We start from the raw sequence: 16,514 nt of genomic DNA, 5'->3' as shown, positions 1-16,514 counted from the left end.
CTTACGCTCGTTTGAATTGTTGTAAGAAACGTACATCATTTGTATAGAAATGACGAATGTCATCTACGCCGTATTTCAACATTGCGATACGCTCTGCGCCCATACCGAATGCGAAACCTTGATATTCTTTTGAATCGTAACCAGCCATTTCAAGTACGTTCGGGTGAACCATACCTGCGCCTAAAATTTCGATCCAGCCAGTTCCTTTACAAGTGCCGCAACCTTTGCCGTGACACATCATACAAGAAATATCCATCTCTACAGATGGCTCTGTGAATGGGAAGAAACTTGGACGAAGACGGATTTCGCGATCTTCACCGAACATCTTTTTCACGAATACTTGCAGTGTACCTTTTAAGTCACTCATGCGAATGTTTTTATCAATTACAAGACCTTCAATTTGCATGAACTGGTGTGAATGCGTCGCATCATCGTCATCGCGGCGATACACTTTACCAGGACAAATAATTTTAATTGGGCCTTTTTCTTTATTATTTTCCATCGTACGTGCTTGCACAGAAGATGTATGTGTACGTAGTAACGTTTCTTCTGTAATGTAGAATGTATCTTGCATATCACGCGCTGGGTGATCTTTCGGTAAGTTTAATGCTTCGAAGTTATAGTAATCTTTTTCTACTTCTGTTCCTTCAGCTACTTCATAACCCATACCGATGAATACATCTTCAATTTGTTCAACAACAGCTGTTAACGGATGGTGACAACCTGTTTCAACAGGACGACCTGGTAGTGTAACATCAATTGTTTCCGTAGCTAATTTCGCTTCAATTACTGCTTTTTCTAAGTTACCAATTTTGTCGTCTAGACGCGTTTGAATCGCTTCACGTACTTCATTTACTAATGCTCCCATACGTGGACGCTCTTCTGCTGATAATTTTCCCATGCCGCGTAATACTTCTGTAATTGGACCTTTTTTTCCTAAATACGCTACGCGTACGTCGTTTAAGCCCTTTAGCTCTTTCGCTTCTTCAATAAGCTCTAACGCTTTTTGCTTTAGCTCTTTTAAACGTGCTTCCATTTGGAACCCTCCTAATTTTAAAAATAAAAAAACCTCGCTCCCAAAAAGGGACGAGGTAAATTCGCGGTACCACCCTAAATTGACAGACCAGGTCTGCCCACTCATTAGTTATAACGATCAATTCTGACCGGAACGCCTTTACATATATATGGTCCTGGCGTCAACTCCAGAGGTGAATTCACTTCCGTCTACCATAAGAATGCTTTCAGTCTAAGGCATTCTCTCCCTATATGGCGATTTTGTAAGTTACTCTTCTCTATCAACGTTTTTCGTTATTTAACTTTTAATATAATATACTTCAACTTATTATAAGAAGTTTTTTATTTGTTCGCAACTGGGCTTTGTAAATAATACGTTAAAATCCCTGCTGCAACCGCAACATTTAATGATTCTGCCCCGCCGTAAATTGGAATATACAAGTTTTGATCCGTTTTTGCAAGAATTTCTTGGCTTACGCCGCTTCCTTCATTTCCTACAATTAATGCAAAACCACCAGCTGGTGTTACTTCACCATACGGAACTCCATTTTCAAGAGCTGTTCCATATACAGGAACGTTATTTTCTCTTAACTTGTCTACCCACTCTTCTAAGTTCCCTTTTACAACTGGTAAATGGAAAATAGAACCTTGTGTAGAGCGAAGCACTTTACTATTATATGCATCAACGCATCCTTCTCCAAGCACAACAGCATGAATACCAGCTGCATCAGCTGTACGAATAATTGTCCCTAAGTTGCCCGGGTCTTGAAGACCATCTAATAAAAGAAACTTTCCATCTGCAAGAGCTACTTCACTCTCGTGTTTCTCACAAACAGCAAATACCCCTTGCGTCGTTTCTGTTTCACGGAGTACTTTTACGATTGCTTCAGGTACGATATACATTTCCACATCATTAACTGTCCAATCTTTCGGAAGATCTGTCTGATCAGAAACGATAAGTTCTGTTACAACTCCTGCTTTTAAAGCTTCTTCCACTAAGTGGAATCCTTCTACAAAAAATAAACCTTTTTTATCGCGCTCTTTTTTCGTCTGCAGCTTTTTCCACTGCTTCACACGCGGATTTTGCACTGAATCAATGTTTTTCATAATATGTATTTCCCTCTCTTCTTGTCTTATCATTATAGCCTATTTTTCATACATATTTACATAAAAAAGAACAAAAACTAACGTCAGTTTCAATTCTGAAGAAGAGGTGAAAATAATGAGTTTTAATTTACGCGGTGCTGTATTAGCGAATGTATCTGGAAATTCACAAGATCAATTACAAGAAACGATTGTCGATGCAATTCAAAGCGGTGAAGAAAAAATGCTTCCAGGTCTTGGCGTTTTATTCGAAGTCATTTGGAAAAATGCTGATGAAAATGAAAAACACGAAATGTTAGGAACACTGGAGCAAGGATTAAAAAAATAAACAATAAAAGATCACCTTAGAAAAAAACTAAGGTGACCTTTTATGTCTATAAAATTTTTCTTCTCCTAAACATTTCTACTTTACTAACGCTACACAGATGGAGTACAATATTCAAAATACATTTAAACCGATCGATTTTCTTTATAGACACCATTAGATAAAAAGGAGTGAATGTTTTATGCACCGTATTACGCTTGAACAAATTTTCAAACACCATATTACACAAAAATACGTAAATCGTTCTGGGATGGTCCACGCGATTGCTGTCGCTTACCATGCGTTTCACTTAGCTAAAAAGCATCACGCCTCAGTCGATGCTGCAACAAAAGCTGGTTTCCTTCATGATATCGGACATCACACATGGTACAGTGAGGGAGAATGGGATTATGACTTGTATAAAAAGAATGATATCCATGCAATTAAAGGAGCAGAAAGAGCTCATAAATTACTTATTAGATTAGGAGAACATCCGAAACTAGCAAAAGAAATTTCTATCGCGATTCTTCTTCATACAGATTCTTTCTTAGTACAGCAAGAAATTGAAAGGACATCTCTTCAAAACATTATTAAATGGGCAGACGAAGCAGATGAAGAACCCGGCGGAGCGCACCATTATAGAACGATTTCTTATGAAAAAGCATTAAAAGCTATTCAACAGTTAGACCGATTGGTAGAACGTGAATTGCAAATAGAGCAATCAAAATCGAATAACAAGGCAGAACATAGTTATCAATGAGAAAGAGGCATCACTATAGGGTGATACCTCTTTTGTTATTTTATGGGAAATACACCTTTACCCCGCATTAACGGGCAGTAAGACCCCCACCCCAAAATTCAGCGGAAATAAAGAAATTAGGTGGGGGAATCAACTGCCCGTAAAAGCCCGATTGGTGAGGGCTGATAATGAGTGGGGGATAAACCTCCCCACTCATTAAAGTTTCACTTTATATGTAATATTTAAATATTACATATAAAAACAAAATACTTTATAATTAAATATACAAATATAAAGAGGTGATTTTACAAATGCAACCCGCTACACAACTTTCTAATGAACAGAAATACTCTATGTCATGGGGACAATTTATTAGCTCCGTTTTATTCGCTTTTTTCGGAACCGGACTTATTACTGTGTTCCTCGCAATGCCCTTAACAATTTATACAGCCGGTCTTACAGATAAAAAACAAATTGCCCTGTATGAATCTATTGCAAATACTGCAAGTATCGTATTACAACTAGCCGTGTTGTTATTCTTCATTTTTAAATTCGAACCCGCAAAAAAATTACTACTAAAATTTTTTAACTTTAAAGCACTTAAAGAATGGCGTACATACGTATACTTACTTCTTTTCTTCGCTACAAATATTTTACTCAATTACATCTTGTTAAATTATATGTTCCAAGACGCAACAAAGCAGCAATCTTCCGCACTTAACTTAGACGTTTTCAAGCAGTATCAAATATTATTACTTCTCGGCTTCGCAATACTTACACCAATTTTTGAAGAGCTGATTTTCCGTGGTTTTATACTCCGCTTCTTCTCAGAACGCTTTCCATTTTGGATTGCAGCTATCGTAACAAGCTTCTTCTTCGGTATCGCTCATACATACTCACTTGGCGTAATGGTAATTACTTTCTTCATGGGATTATTAATGGCTATTTTATGTAAAAAAACAAAATCCATTATTCCAGCTATGTTATTTCATATTATGAATAATATGTTGGCATTCTTGAGTTAGAAAGAGGTATCATCGCGATACCTTTTTTATTAATTCGTATCATTACTTCTCATTTCTATCAATTTATACATATTTATTAATAATATCCAAAATAAACCTCATGTAGTAAAATATAACTGATTACTATAGAAGGAGACTATATATGTTGAGCTTACTTTGGGTTGTTTATATGCCACTTCTTGTTTTATGCGGATTTTTCGGTGGTATTTTTTTAATTGTTACTAGCATGAAACATCGTAAATTATTTGTTGGTTTAATGGGGATACTTAGCTTCTCCTTTGTCACACTACCTTTTATTTTTTGGGGCATGGGAGTGGATAGCAATGCAATCCTCCCTATTTCAACCACTTTATATTGGATACTGTTTTCTTTAACTGGATTATTAGCAGGGGTAAGTGGAGTCCAAGCCAAAATTAAAAGTATACGTAATATGGATTCATTATTTTTATCGCTGGTATATTAGGGGTTACCTTCTGGTTACTCATGACTGTAGGTGATTCATACTATATATAATATTTTTTAGAAACCCATAAATCGGAGGTAATACAAAAGTGTTCGGGATATTAACTTGGATGATTTTCGCTCTTACTTTGATGTTATGCGACTTCATCGTTGGCATTTTTTTAATTATTGTTGGTATTAAATGTCGTAAACCACTTACTATTATGGCTGGTTTGATTAGTATATCGCTTATCTTTATTCCTATCATTTGTATAGGTTATGGAATAGATTTAGAGGGGATTGTTCCAATTTCGGGAACTTTATATTGGTGTTTCTTCTCTTTAGCTGGACTATTAGCTATTATAAGCGGAAGACAAATATCCAGTATTCGTGCTATGGGAATGGTTTTATTTATAACAGGGCTGTGCTCCGTAACTGGTTATCATTTTTTATATTTAACTCTTTAAACAGACAAAAAAGCAGGGAATTTAATTCCCTGCTTTTCTATTTGGTTTATTGCCTGATGGTAAGAAGAACGATAATACCCAAGCAATCCCTGCGAGTATCGTCGCAATTAAGAAGGCATCGTTAATACCGTTAATTGCAGATAACTTCGAAATTTGTCCAAATAATAGTTGCGTGCTCATCGCATCTCCTGCTTGCGCTGATCCAGCAATCGCTGCTAAACTTTGCCCCATGCCGTGTACTTTATCAACTAAAATTGGGTTTGACGTTGTTAACATGTTGCCGTAATCTGCTACGTGAGCAGTCGTTTGCTGCGTCATAAGTGTGATTAAAATCGCTGTTCCAATTGAACCAGCTACTTGTCTTGACGTATTTTGCGTTGCTGTACCGTGAGAAATTAATTTCATCGGCAGTGCGTTCATACCTGCTGTCATAATTGGCATCATAATGAATGACATACCAATCGAACGTATAATATAATCCGTCATAATAACGCTATACGGTGTATCCATCGATAACGTTGTGAATTCATATGTCGCAAACGTTGTAATGGCTAAACCGACAATTGCTAACGGACGAATACCATACTTATCAAATAGTTTACCTGCAATAGGTCCCATGATCCCCATAATTAATGATCCTGGAAGTAGTAATAAACCTGATTCTATCGGTGTGAAACCGCGAATGTTTTGCAGATATACCGGAAGTAATAACATACCTCCGAATAATGCCATCGTAACAATTGCATTAATTACTAAAGTAAAAGTAAATACTGGGTATTTAAATACTTGTAAATCAAGCATTTTATTGTCCGTTGTTAGCTCTCTCCAAATAAATACCGCAATACCTACTACACCAATGATAAGTGAAATAACAACCTCTGCACTAGTCCAACTATTATTTCCTGCTTCACTAAATCCGTACAATAAGCTACCTAGTCCAATACTTGAACTAACAACACCAAATACATCTAACTTCGTTTTAGATACTGGCTGAGCTAGTGTAAAGAATTTTAAAGATAGGAATGTAATAATTAAACCGATAATAAACATCGCATAGAACATTAAGTTCCAGCTATAGTTTTCAATCACCCAGCCCGTTACAGTTGGTCCGATAGCTGGTGCTAAAATCATCGCTACACCTAGTAATCCCATCGCTGCTCCGCGCTTATGAGGCGGGAATAATGTCATGAAAATATTCATACCAACCGGCATTAAAATACCTGCACCCACCGCCTGAATAACGCGGCCCGTCATCATCATTGTAAAGTTTCCTGAAATAGCACAAATGATAGATCCTACCGTGAAGAATAACATTGCCGCTACGAATAATTTACGATACGTAAATCGTGAAACTAAAAAGGCACTAATCGGTACTAAAATACCATTTACAAGCATGAAACCTGTAATTAACCATTGTGCTGTTGAAGTTGATACATTAAATTCATTCATTAACGGAGGCAATGCAACGTTAATAATTGTTTGGTTTAAAATAGAAACGAACATGCCGAGAATTAATACAGCTACAACTGCTTTTACGTTCACATTTTCTACAGGCGTAGACATTTGTTTTTTCGGCACTTCTTTTTCTTGTTTTACTTCTTCTTGCTTTCCTGTTTCTAACTCAACTACATTAGAAATTTCTGCTTCTTGCTTTCGTTCAATTTCTTTCTCTTCTGTTTCTACCTTACTTACTTCTATTTTATTTACGGCTGGGACTTGTTCTTCTCCCACGTTCGTTTTTTTCTTTCGTAAAAGACGATTTACAAGGAAGAAGACGATTATACAAAATAGTGCATATCCTGCAATTGCAATTGAGGACATCTCATCTCCCCCTTACTTATGAATACGAACTGACACATTCATTCCAGGAACAATATTTACTGATTTACTATGATCTAAAGAAATTTTAACTGGTACTACTTGTGTTACTTTCGTATAGTTCGCTGTTGCGTTGCTTGATGGTAACATAGAGAATGTATTCGCTGTTGTTAATCCAACTTGCTCTACTTTTCCTGATAAAGTTGTATCTGGGTATGCATCCACATACACATCTACATCTTGACCTTTTTGTACATCGTCAACATCTGTTTCTTCAATGTTTGCTGTTACCCATAAATTGTTCATATCAAATGCATAAGCAATTGGGCTACCTGCTCCAACGAAAGCATTTGTTGTTGCATTTGATTGCACAATTGTTGCATTTTGTGGAATTGTTACATCTACTGTTTGTTCTCCATTTGCTGCCGCTACAGTAACAGCACCTAATTTATCATTTTCATTGTAATTCTTTCCTACTTCAGCTTTCCAGTCAATTAATTTACCTGCTACTGGTGATGCAATCGGAATTACCTTTCCATCAATTTTTGCATTTTCTGTTTTTAAATAATTTTCCGCTTGATTGTAATAGTAATAACCGCCAATACCGCCGCCAACTAGTACAATTAATGTGATAATGTTGATAATCACCATTCTTCGAAACTGATTCATTGCATTCCTCTCCTTATATCGCATATAATTTTTTTCTAAACTATTTACGTCCTTATTGTTTAGAGTGTTTAATTGTTAATTATATTAACTTTTAAACAAAAAAATCACACCATCTGCGGTGTAAATTGAAATTTATCTACCTGCGAGCGGTGCTGATTTCTGAAGGACTATCGTTTATAATTATAAATAATTATTTTGAATCTACAACCGACAATTTAAGTATGAAATGTCGCTTAAACAACAATATAATACCTATATGTTGTTTAAGTATAGAAAATTAAACGAGGGGAAGTAAAAATGTCTATTAAAAATACAAATGATCCACGTGTAAAGCGGACGAGACAACTCATACAGGATGCTTTTGTCGCTTTAGTAGGCGAAAAAGGATTTGATGATGTAACTGTTCAACATATTGCAGAACGTGCTCCTGTAAATCGCACTACGTTTTATAGCCATTACCATGATAAATATGACCTATTAGACAAAAGCATTGAAGAAATGTTAGAGAAGTTAACAGAAGTTATTAAGCCGAAAAATAGAAATAAAGAAGATTTTCAACTTACATTTGATTCACCACATCCGACATTTTTGGCTTTGTTCGAACATATTGCAGAAAATGTGAACTTCTATAACGTTATGCTTGGTGATAAAGCCGCTGGAAACTACTCTTATAAAATGATGAAAACAATACAAACACATTTAACATTAAGCCTGTCTATTTCACAGCCAGATGATAAAGATCTTATGGTTCCTCGTGATATTTTAATTAGTTATGTGACAGGAGCTCATATCGGGATGATTATGTCATGGTTAAAAAGAGGGATGATTTATACCCCGCATTTTATGGCTATGCAATTAACTCGTTTAATCATTTTAGGTGCTCATACTGCTGCAGGATTAGAACGACCTTTTTAAAACATAAAAAAGCGAAGGAAAATCTCCTTCGCTTTTTCTATTAATTAAATGTAATGTTATGTACAGCCTCTTTATCAAGACGTTTAATAACTTCTACAATTAACTTCACTGCATTTTCATAGTCATCACGGTGTAACATTGCCGCATGAGAATGAATGTAGCGCGTTGCAATCGTAATTGCCATAGACGGAATACCATTTGCAGAAATGTGAATTGCGCCTGCATCCGTTCCACCGCCCGCTACTGAATCATATTGATACGGGATTTGTAATTCGTCAGCAACATCAACTACAAAGTCACGTAAACCTGTATGTCCAATAACAGAAGCATCATATAAAATGATCTGTGGTCCATCACCCATTTTACTTTGCGCTTCTTTTGCCGTTACACCTGGTGTGTCACCAGCGATACCAACATCTACTGCGAATGCGATATCTGGTTTAATATAGTTCGCAGATGTTTTCGCACCACGAAGACCAACTTCTTCTTGTACAGTCCCTACGCCGTATACAACGTTTGGATGCTTTTCATCTTTTAATTGTTTTAATACGTCAATTGCAATTGCACAACCAATTCGGTTATCCCATGCTTTTGCAAGTAACATTTTTTCATTTTTCATCACTTGGAATTCAAAGTAAGGTACAACTTGATCGCCAGGTCGTACGCCCCACTCCATTGCCTCTTCTTGGCTAGAAGCACCAATATCGATGAACATGTCTTTAATTTCAACTGGCTTTTTACGCGCTTCTGGAGGTAAGATGTGTGGTGGTTTTGAACCAATTACACCTGTTACATCTCCTTTACGCGTTACAATTGTCACGCGCTGCGCAAGCATAACTTGTGACCACCAGCCACCAACTGTTTGGAAACGAAGGAAACCTTTGTCATCAATTTGCGTAATCATAAAGCCAACTTCATCTAAATGACCTGCAACCATAATTTTAGGGCCGTTTTCTTCCCCTATTTTTTTCGCAACTAAACTTCCTAAATTATCAGTAGAAAGTTCGTCCGCAAACGGCTCAATATATTTCTTCATTACTTCGCGTGGTTCACGCTCGTTACCCGCAATACCACGTGCATCTGTTAATTCTTTTAGCATTGTCAATGTTGTGTCTAATTTTGTCATTGCCAACACCCTCCTTTTTCTTCAGTCACTTCATTATACAAAAGGAAATTGAAATATTCAAAAATTAAATCAGTATCCTTGTGTTTGACGCTGATGATTTACTTCATTTTTATCTAAATATGCCTTTTCAATTTCTTCTTGCTCAAACTCTAGCGCTTGTCCAAGTCGAAGGTAGCTTGTAAATAATTCAATATAGTTCGTAATAGATGGTTGATCTGTAAAACGAATTACTTTCGCATATGTGTCTAAGAAAATTTCTACTTGTGTTTTATTCGTTTGTGCACATTTATAGAATAGGAAGTTTTTATCAATACCTAAATCAATTCCGATTGATAAAATAAAATGCAAGCCATCTACGTATTCTTCTAATATTACTTCACGTTCTGATGCTGGTTTGTTGCTCCAATATTTAAAACAACGTGTTTCATTTGCAAGTTCTCCAATTTCTACAAGAAGAGCTAACATTTTTTCTTTTAACAACTTTTTCGGTTGTAAATCATGCTCTTTCACAATACGGTCATCTAATTCTTTTTGTAATTTAAATAGTTGTAGTAAGTCCATTCTATTGTCCTCCTCCAACATCGCATTTTACGCAACAATGTTGTTTCATCTCAAAGTTCATTATTATTTTTCGTTTCTTATTAATAAGTCAGCCATTTATCTCTTTACAAAATAGCTTGTCCTTAATTTACAAATACGTTTCAATCATCACTATTAGATTGTTCACTCCGATTGGTGATAGTTAATCATTATCCGGAGATTGTCCACTGATAAAAAATTTATTTTATCTGATGAAAGTTCCATATCATCTTTCCATTATAGCAGTGTCGTTTCAGGTAGGAAAGATACTCTTCTTTCCAAAGGGGGATAATTGAAAAAAGCCAGGAGAATTCTCCTGGCTTCATATATATATTCTTCTATATCGCTATAGCTTTTATATTGATTTTGTCATATCGATAACGACATACTTCTCTTTGCATACAAATAAAAAAACCTTAGAAGAAAAATCTTCTAAGGTTTCAACTAATTAATTAGTTAATGTTGTTTTTTGCAACTGTTGCTAATTCAGCGAAAGCTTTTTCGTCATGAACAGCTAAGTCAGCAAGCATCTTGCGGTTAACTTCGATGCCAGCATTTTTAAGACCGTGCATTAAACGGCTGTAAGAAAGACCATTCATACGAGCTGCTGCGTTGATACGTGTAATCCATAATTTACGGAAGTCACGTTTCTTTTGACGACGGTCACGGAATGCATACATTAGAGATTTCATAACCTGTTGGTTAGCAACCTTGAATAATGTACTCTTAGAACCGTAGTAACCTTTTGCTAATTTTATAACTTTTTTACGACGTTGACGAGTAACTGTACCACCTTTTACTCTTGGCATAATATTACCTCCTAATTGTTCTATATATCAGCCGAACTTATTTTAAGTTGTCAAGCATTTGACGAATGCGTTTGAAGTCACCAGCGCTTACTACACCAGCTTTACGTAGTTTACGTTTAGCTTTTGTAGATTTGTTAGCGAATAAATGGCTTGTGTAAGCGTGAGAACGTTTCAGTTTACCTGATCCAGTCTTTTTGAAACGCTTTGCAGAGCCGCGATGAGTTTTTTGTTTAGGCATAGGTATTTCCTCCTCTATCTATTACTTATCGTTTTTCGGTGCTAAAACTAAGAACATACTACGTCCTTCCATTTTAGGCTTAGATTCAATTGTACTAACTTCAGCACAAGCTTCTGAGAAGCGATCTAAAACACGTTGACCGATTTCTTTATGAGTAATGGCACGTCCTTTAAAGCGAATTGACGCTTTAACCTTGTCGCCTTTCTCTAAAAACTTGATAGCATTACGAAGTTTTGTGTTAAAGTCGTGTTCATCAATTGTTGGACTTAAACGAACTTCTTTCATGCTAATTACTTTTTGATTTTTGCGCTGTTCTTTTTCTTTCTTCTGTTGCTCAAAGCGGAATTTACCGTAGTCCATAATGCGGCATACTGGCGGTTTCGCATTTGGAGCAACTAATACTAAATCAAGATTAAGATTTGCAGCTAAGTCTAAAGCGTCATTACGAGACTTGATTCCAAGTTGATCGCCATTTGCACCAACTAAACGTACTTCACGTGCACGAATTTGCTCGTTAATCATCATATCCTTGCTAATAGTAAGCCACCTCCAAGGTTTTTTCAGAACATCTTTTGTAGTCATAGAACCCGACAAAAAAAGTGCGGGCATACGACACCCACACTTGTAAATTCTTAAGTAAGAAATACATTTACCTGTAAACTGCGAATGCGTCCATCAGGTGAGAAGCGGGTGCTTCTACTTGTTCCACAAAACAATATTCTATTATCCTTGATGAGTTTATCATAGGACATGACGTCTGTCAAGAAGACACTATGTGTTTTACTAACAACAAGAAATATTGTAACAAACAACTAACATACTTGCAATACTTTTTTATGATAAGTATAGTTTGGTTATTTTTTCTAGTTTTTCTTTTTTATAATACATACGAAAGCCGCGGTATACCGCGGCTCTGTCTTATCGTTTTCCTTCTACTTTAATCATATCAACAAAAGCATCTAATGCAATTGTTTCTGATTTTTGTTCACCATATTTACGTACGTTTACGCCGTTTTCAGTTACTTCATTGTCACCTACTACAAGCATGTACGGAATTTTTTGCATTTGTGCTTCACGGATTTTGTAACCAATTTTCTCTTCACGAGTATCTAATTCAACACGGATACCAGCACGACGTAATTCATCTTGTACTTTCTTCGCATAGTCTAAATGTACTTGCGGAGAAACTGGAATTACTTGCGCTTGAACTGGAGCTAACCAAGTTGGGAATGCACCTTTGTATTCTTCAATTAAGAAGGCTACGAAACGTTCCATAGTTGATACAACACCACGGTGAATTACAACTGGACGATGTTGTTTACCGTCTTCACCAACGTAAGATAATTCAAAGCGTTCTGGAAGTAAGAAGTCTAATTGTACAGTTGAAAGTGTTTCGTCTTTTCCAAGAGCAGTACGAACTTGAACGTCAAGTTTTGGACCGTAGAATGCCGCTTCACCTTCAGCTTCATAGTAATCAAGACCCATTTCATCCATAGCTTCTTTTAACATACCTTGTGCTTTTTCCCACATCTCATCATCAGCATAGTACTTTTTAGTATCAGCTGGGTCACGATAAGATAGACGGAATGAATAGTTCTCTAAACCAAAATCTTTGTACACTTCTAGAGTTAAGTTTACAACACGTTTTAACTCTTCTTTAATTTGATCTGGGCGAACGAAAATGTGTGCATCGTTTAAAGTCATTCCGCGTACACGTTGTAATCCAGATAATGCTCCAGACATTTCATAGCGGTGCATTGTTCCAAGTTCCGCAATACGGATTGGTAATTCACGGTAGCTGTGAATATCATTTTTATAAACCATCATGTGGTGAGGGCAGTTCATCGGACGAAGAACTAACTCTTCATTATCCATTTCCATTGATGGGAACATACCATCACGGTAGTGATTCCAGTGACCAGAAGTTTCATAAAGCTCTCTGCTTCCTAGTACTGGAGTGTATACGTGATCATAGCCTAAGCTTGCTTCTTTATCAACGATGTAACGCTCGATAATGCGGCGGATAGTTGCACCTTTTGGTAACCAAAGTGGTAAACCTTGTCCTACTTTTTGGCTATTAGTAAATAGTTTTAATTCTTTACCTAATTTACGGTGATCGCGCTCTTTCGCTTCTTCAAGCATACGTAAGTGCTCATCTAATTCTGCTTTCTTAACGAATGCAGTACCGTAAATACGTTGTAGCATTTTATTATTGCTATCGCCGCGCCAGTAAGCACCTGCAACGCTTAATAATTTAAATACTTTAATTTTCCCTGTAGATGGAAGGTGAACACCACGGCAAAGGTCGAAGAATTCGCCTTGCTCATAGATTGAAATAACTGCATCTTCTGGAAGATCGTTAATTAAATCTAATTTTAACTCATCGCCGATTTCTTCAAAGCGACGAAGTGCTTCTGCACGTGGCACTTCATGACGAACGATTTCTAAGTTCTCGTTCACAATTTTTTGCATTTCTTTTTCGATTTTCTTGAAGTCTTCAACTGTGATTGCTTCTTCCATATCAATATCGTAGTAGAAGCCATTTTCAATTACTGGACCAATGCCGAGCTCAAGCTTAGCATCTTTATATAAACGTTTTAACGCTTGTGCTAATAGGTGGGCTGTTGAATGGCGTAAAATGTATAAGCCATCTTCAGAATCTAATGTAATAATAGAAACTGCACCATCTTCTTCGATTGGTGTAACAAGATCGATCATCTCATCGTTTAATTTTCCAGCCACAGCTTTTTTCTTTAAGCCTGGGCTAATAGAAGCTGCGATTTCTTCAGTTGTTACGCCTTTTGGAAACTCCTTCACAGCTCCATCAGGGAAAGTAATTTTAACTACATCTGCCATCACTGGTCACTCCTCTTTTTTTCAAAATAAAAAACACTCATCCCGTAAAAAGGGACGAGTGTTGAATTCGTGGTTCCACCCTTGTTCCAATTAACATTATTGTTAATTGCTCAAGTTCAACATAACGGTGTTGTCCGTTAGCAATTACTAGAAAAAACCGTTCACTGCTAAAGTTTAGAGGTGGTAAGTAATAATCCCGTACTAGGAAGCTCACACCCTAAGGCTTCCCTCTCTGAAAATCGTAGAAAACTACTCATGTCCTCATCATGACATTTCAATATATTTCATTTATGTAGGTAATTATATGCTCAAAAACTTAGAAAATCAAGGGCGTTACCTTTATTTTTTAAATTTTTCACATTGCGCTCAAACTCATGTAATCCATGTAATTGGACCCGTTCTTGAAATACATTTCGCAAAGTAATAATCATATTATGGTCTTGTTCTTTCGTATATAAATAAATTTTTTTCGGCGAAATAGAAAGAAGTGGTGCAATTACTTTCGTATCAATATATACATCCTTTTGCTTTAATAATTCCTCGTCTATATATTGGACCAATTTCTCCTGTTTTAAACGTCTACCTTTATCATCATAGAAAATAAAACTTTCATCAAAAATAAGATGCACACAGGACAAACGTGATTTTCGGCTGCGCACTTGTTGCCTTAGCGTCTCAATAAACATTTGATATTCTTGTTCCAACTTATACTCATCAATCGACAATTCAGCAAGCTTAGCTACCATTTCCCTATATGTACGAAGGCGAAAACGAACATATGATGAAAACGAGAACGAAAGCGGATCACAAAGCCAGTTATTTAAAGAAGATTTAATATATGATTCAAATGTGTGACGTGTTAATTCACGAGCAATCCCTTTTCTTCTTCCCTTTAAAATCTCTTGTGCCATATGCAATATTTGATGACACTCTTCCTCTTCTTCATAAAAAAACTTCTCTTTTAAGATTGTATAAATCCACTTATTTTGCTTTACATTCACAATGAAATATACCATTACCGGCAATAAAATCTTTTCAATATAATTCGATTCACATACTGGTATGTGAATCACCACTTTTTGTTCCTGTAAATACACACTCGTTTCCTTATATAACAGTTCCGCTCTTTTCAATAGTTGTCTATATACATGCATAGCATCATTTTTTTCTTCGAAGCAAATTTCAATCACTTTTGTCCCCCCTTTTATCCCTGCTCTAAAGGATTGTATCTATACGTTACAAATCCTATAAGAGTCCGTCCCGTGGAAGTTCACTCTTAGTAGAATTACATTTCCTATCGTTAGAAAATCCACTCAATATGGCTTGCTAATTTTATATATATTAAGGGAGGGAGAAAAAAATGATACAAGCTACAATGAATTTTCTATAAGAAGTTTTTCGTTTTGCAATTCACCTATTCTGAAAAGTGTTCAAAACGAAAAAAGAGCAAGCTTTTCAGCTTACTCTTTACTTATGACGTCGGTTTTTCCCGCCAATCGGAATTGGCTTCGCTAAATATTTAATTCGTTCCATAATACGTGCTGCTTTCATTTGTTCTGCTTCACCACGCTGTGTATACGTTAAATGATGTTCCAATTCCTTGAAATCAAAGTTAGACGTAAAGAACGTCGGTAAGTTTTCTAACATACGGAATTGCAAAATTGCACCAAGCACATCGTCACGCACAAAACTTGACATCGCTTCTGCTCCGATATCATCTAGCATTAAAACTTGTACGCGTTTCACCGCATCAATCTTTTCCCCAATCGAATTATCTTGAATCGAACTTTTAATTTCACGTAAAAATTCAGGGAAGTATACGAGCATCGAACTTATTTTCTTTTGAGCAAGTTCATTCGCCATTGCTCCTAACAAATACGTTTTCCCTACACCAAATTTACCGTACAAATATAAACCTTGTACTTTTTTACCAGGTTCATATGTACTTAAAAATTCATTAGCTGCACCAATTGCATCAATACGCGCATCTAAATCTGAAGGATCTAAGTTTTCCATCGTTGCCTGTAAAATGTCAGTTGGCATATATACACTTTGAACGAGTTTTTCATATTTCTTTCTCTCGTCATATGCTACTTTTCTAACGCAACGATCGTATTGAATATCAATCATCTTCCCTTGGATAACGAGCTTTGGCTCATATCCTTGCAGCATGTTTTTACACGAACCTAGATCCGGACAATCCGCACAACCTACACTTTGTCCAATATATTCGTATAACTTCACAAGGCTGCGCTCAATCATAGAAGTTGTTACTTCACCTTGATGTTCGTCTATAAATTCTTTCACACGCGGATGTGCCATTACTTCCGCCTTTAATACTTCATATCTATTTTTAAAATTTTTATTTTCCATTAACTTTGCAAATGAATTTTGAATATGCTCCATTTTC

At 36.2% G+C, this 16,514-nt stretch carries 17 protein-coding genes, 1 pseudogene and 3 other annotated features; of the genes and pseudogenes, 6 read left to right on the top strand and 12 right to left on the bottom strand.

The genetic code is table 11. The annotated features are described in order from the left end of the window. Window position 1: 1 nt before the first annotated feature. Together pheS and QCI46_RS04580 are read right to left on the bottom strand one after the other, a co-directional pair. Entirely contained in the window at window positions 2-1,036 is a 1,035-nt protein-coding gene (gene pheS, locus QCI46_RS04585) for a phenylalanine--tRNA ligase subunit alpha (RefSeq protein WP_000388217.1), read from the bottom strand. A gap of 43 nt (window positions 1,037-1,079) precedes the next feature. Next, window positions 1,080-1,308, bottom strand: a binding site (T-box leader). Between the two features lie 48 nt (window positions 1,309-1,356). Beyond that, the gene (locus QCI46_RS04580) at window positions 1,357-2,154 is read right to left on the bottom strand and encodes a TrmH family RNA methyltransferase (RefSeq protein ID WP_137036649.1); all 798 of its coding nucleotides are present in this window, start codon (window positions 2,152-2,154) and stop codon (window positions 1,357-1,359) included. Window positions 2,155-2,236: 82 nt separating this feature from the next. Between QCI46_RS04580 and sspI the strand changes: the two genes are divergently transcribed. From sspI to QCI46_RS04555, 5 genes and pseudogenes are all read left to right on the top strand, one after another. Further along, window positions 2,237-2,446 carry a small acid-soluble spore protein SspI gene (sspI, locus tag QCI46_RS04575; protein WP_000009511.1) on the top strand — a complete coding sequence of 70 codons (210 nt, stop codon included), beginning with the start codon at window positions 2,237-2,239 and terminating at the stop codon, window positions 2,444-2,446. Window positions 2,447-2,624: 178 nt separating this feature from the next. Then, complete coding sequence (locus QCI46_RS04570; RefSeq protein ID WP_000554785.1) at window positions 2,625-3,182, top strand: HD domain-containing protein; 558 nt, start codon at window positions 2,625-2,627, stop codon at window positions 3,180-3,182. Between the two features lie 290 nt (window positions 3,183-3,472). Continuing rightward, window positions 3,473-4,186, top strand: coding sequence for a CPBP family intramembrane glutamic endopeptidase (locus QCI46_RS04565; protein ID WP_353839692.1), 714 nt, complete (start codon window positions 3,473-3,475; stop codon window positions 4,184-4,186). A gap of 142 nt (window positions 4,187-4,328) precedes the next feature. Next, a pseudogene (locus tag QCI46_RS04560) lies at window positions 4,329-4,699 on the top strand (DNA-binding protein). 38 nt (window positions 4,700-4,737) lie between these two features. Then, the gene (locus QCI46_RS04555; RefSeq protein ID WP_353839691.1) at window positions 4,738-5,094 is read left to right on the top strand and encodes an ammonia permease; all 357 of its coding nucleotides are present in this window, start codon (window positions 4,738-4,740) and stop codon (window positions 5,092-5,094) included. Window positions 5,095-5,115: 21 nt separating this feature from the next. On the opposite strand, the gene QCI46_RS04550 is transcribed toward QCI46_RS04555, so the two are convergent. Together QCI46_RS04550 and QCI46_RS04545 are read right to left on the bottom strand one after the other, a co-directional pair. Beyond that, window positions 5,116-6,915, bottom strand: a complete 1,800-nt coding sequence (locus QCI46_RS04550) for a DHA2 family efflux MFS transporter permease subunit (protein ID WP_098078794.1) — start codon at window positions 6,913-6,915, stop codon at window positions 5,116-5,118. Between the two features lie 12 nt (window positions 6,916-6,927). Continuing rightward, window positions 6,928-7,581, bottom strand: coding sequence for an HlyD family secretion protein (locus QCI46_RS04545; protein ID WP_353839690.1), 654 nt, complete (start codon window positions 7,579-7,581; stop codon window positions 6,928-6,930). Window positions 7,582-7,878: 297 nt separating this feature from the next. Between QCI46_RS04545 and QCI46_RS04540 the strand changes: the two genes are divergently transcribed. Next, window positions 7,879-8,496: a TetR/AcrR family transcriptional regulator gene (locus tag QCI46_RS04540; RefSeq protein WP_353839689.1), complete on the top strand. Its 618-nt coding sequence runs from the start codon at window positions 7,879-7,881 to the stop codon at window positions 8,494-8,496. A 40-nt stretch (window positions 8,497-8,536) separates the two neighbouring features. Here QCI46_RS04540 and QCI46_RS04535 read toward each other — a convergent pair whose 3' ends face one another. The 8 genes from QCI46_RS04535 to dnaI all read right to left on the bottom strand — a co-directional run bounded on the left by QCI46_RS04535 (window position 8,537) and on the right by dnaI (window position 16,510). Beyond that, window positions 8,537-9,622, bottom strand: coding sequence for a M42 family metallopeptidase (locus QCI46_RS04535; protein WP_353839688.1), 1,086 nt, complete (start codon window positions 9,620-9,622; stop codon window positions 8,537-8,539). A gap of 69 nt (window positions 9,623-9,691) precedes the next feature. Next, window positions 9,692-10,183, bottom strand: a complete 492-nt coding sequence (locus QCI46_RS04530) for a dUTP diphosphatase (RefSeq protein WP_000365057.1) — start codon at window positions 10,181-10,183, stop codon at window positions 9,692-9,694. A 470-nt stretch (window positions 10,184-10,653) separates the two neighbouring features. Beyond that, the gene (rplT, locus tag QCI46_RS04525) at window positions 10,654-11,010 is read right to left on the bottom strand and encodes a 50S ribosomal protein L20 (protein ID WP_001138364.1); all 357 of its coding nucleotides are present in this window, start codon (window positions 11,008-11,010) and stop codon (window positions 10,654-10,656) included. Between the two features lie 37 nt (window positions 11,011-11,047). Next, a complete protein-coding gene (rpmI, locus tag QCI46_RS04520) occupies window positions 11,048-11,248 on the bottom strand; it encodes a 50S ribosomal protein L35 (RefSeq protein ID WP_001125946.1) in 201 nt (66 codons plus the stop codon). Window positions 11,249-11,269: 21 nt separating this feature from the next. Next, the gene (infC, locus tag QCI46_RS04515) at window positions 11,270-11,773 is read right to left on the bottom strand and encodes a translation initiation factor IF-3 (RefSeq protein WP_000973214.1); all 504 of its coding nucleotides are present in this window, start codon (window positions 11,771-11,773) and stop codon (window positions 11,270-11,272) included. Window positions 11,774-11,835: 62 nt separating this feature from the next. Further along, window positions 11,836-11,956 (bottom strand) — a sequence feature (ribosomal protein L20 leader region). A gap of 210 nt (window positions 11,957-12,166) precedes the next feature. Next, window positions 12,167-14,104 (bottom strand): threonine--tRNA ligase, encoded by a 1,938-nt coding sequence (gene thrS, locus QCI46_RS04510; RefSeq protein WP_000786074.1) that lies wholly within the window; start codon window positions 14,102-14,104, stop codon window positions 12,167-12,169. 47 nt (window positions 14,105-14,151) lie between these two features. Continuing rightward, window positions 14,152-14,381: a binding site (T-box leader), on the bottom strand. Between the two features lie 31 nt (window positions 14,382-14,412). Beyond that, window positions 14,413-15,294, bottom strand: coding sequence for a putative sporulation protein YtxC (ytxC, locus tag QCI46_RS04505; RefSeq protein WP_087985377.1), 882 nt, complete (start codon window positions 15,292-15,294; stop codon window positions 14,413-14,415). 277 nt (window positions 15,295-15,571) lie between these two features. After that, window positions 15,572-16,510: a primosomal protein DnaI gene (gene dnaI, locus QCI46_RS04500; RefSeq protein ID WP_000400114.1), complete on the bottom strand. Its 939-nt coding sequence runs from the start codon at window positions 16,508-16,510 to the stop codon at window positions 15,572-15,574. Window positions 16,511-16,514: the final 4 nt, after the last annotated feature.

The organism is Bacillus cereus group sp. RP32 (assembly GCF_040459735.1).
Lineage (GTDB): Bacteria > Bacillota > Bacilli > Bacillales > Bacillaceae_G > Bacillus_A > Bacillus_A wiedmannii.
The sequence above is the reverse complement of the archived record's forward strand: the minus strand, read 5'-3'. Positions and strand labels throughout refer to the sequence as shown.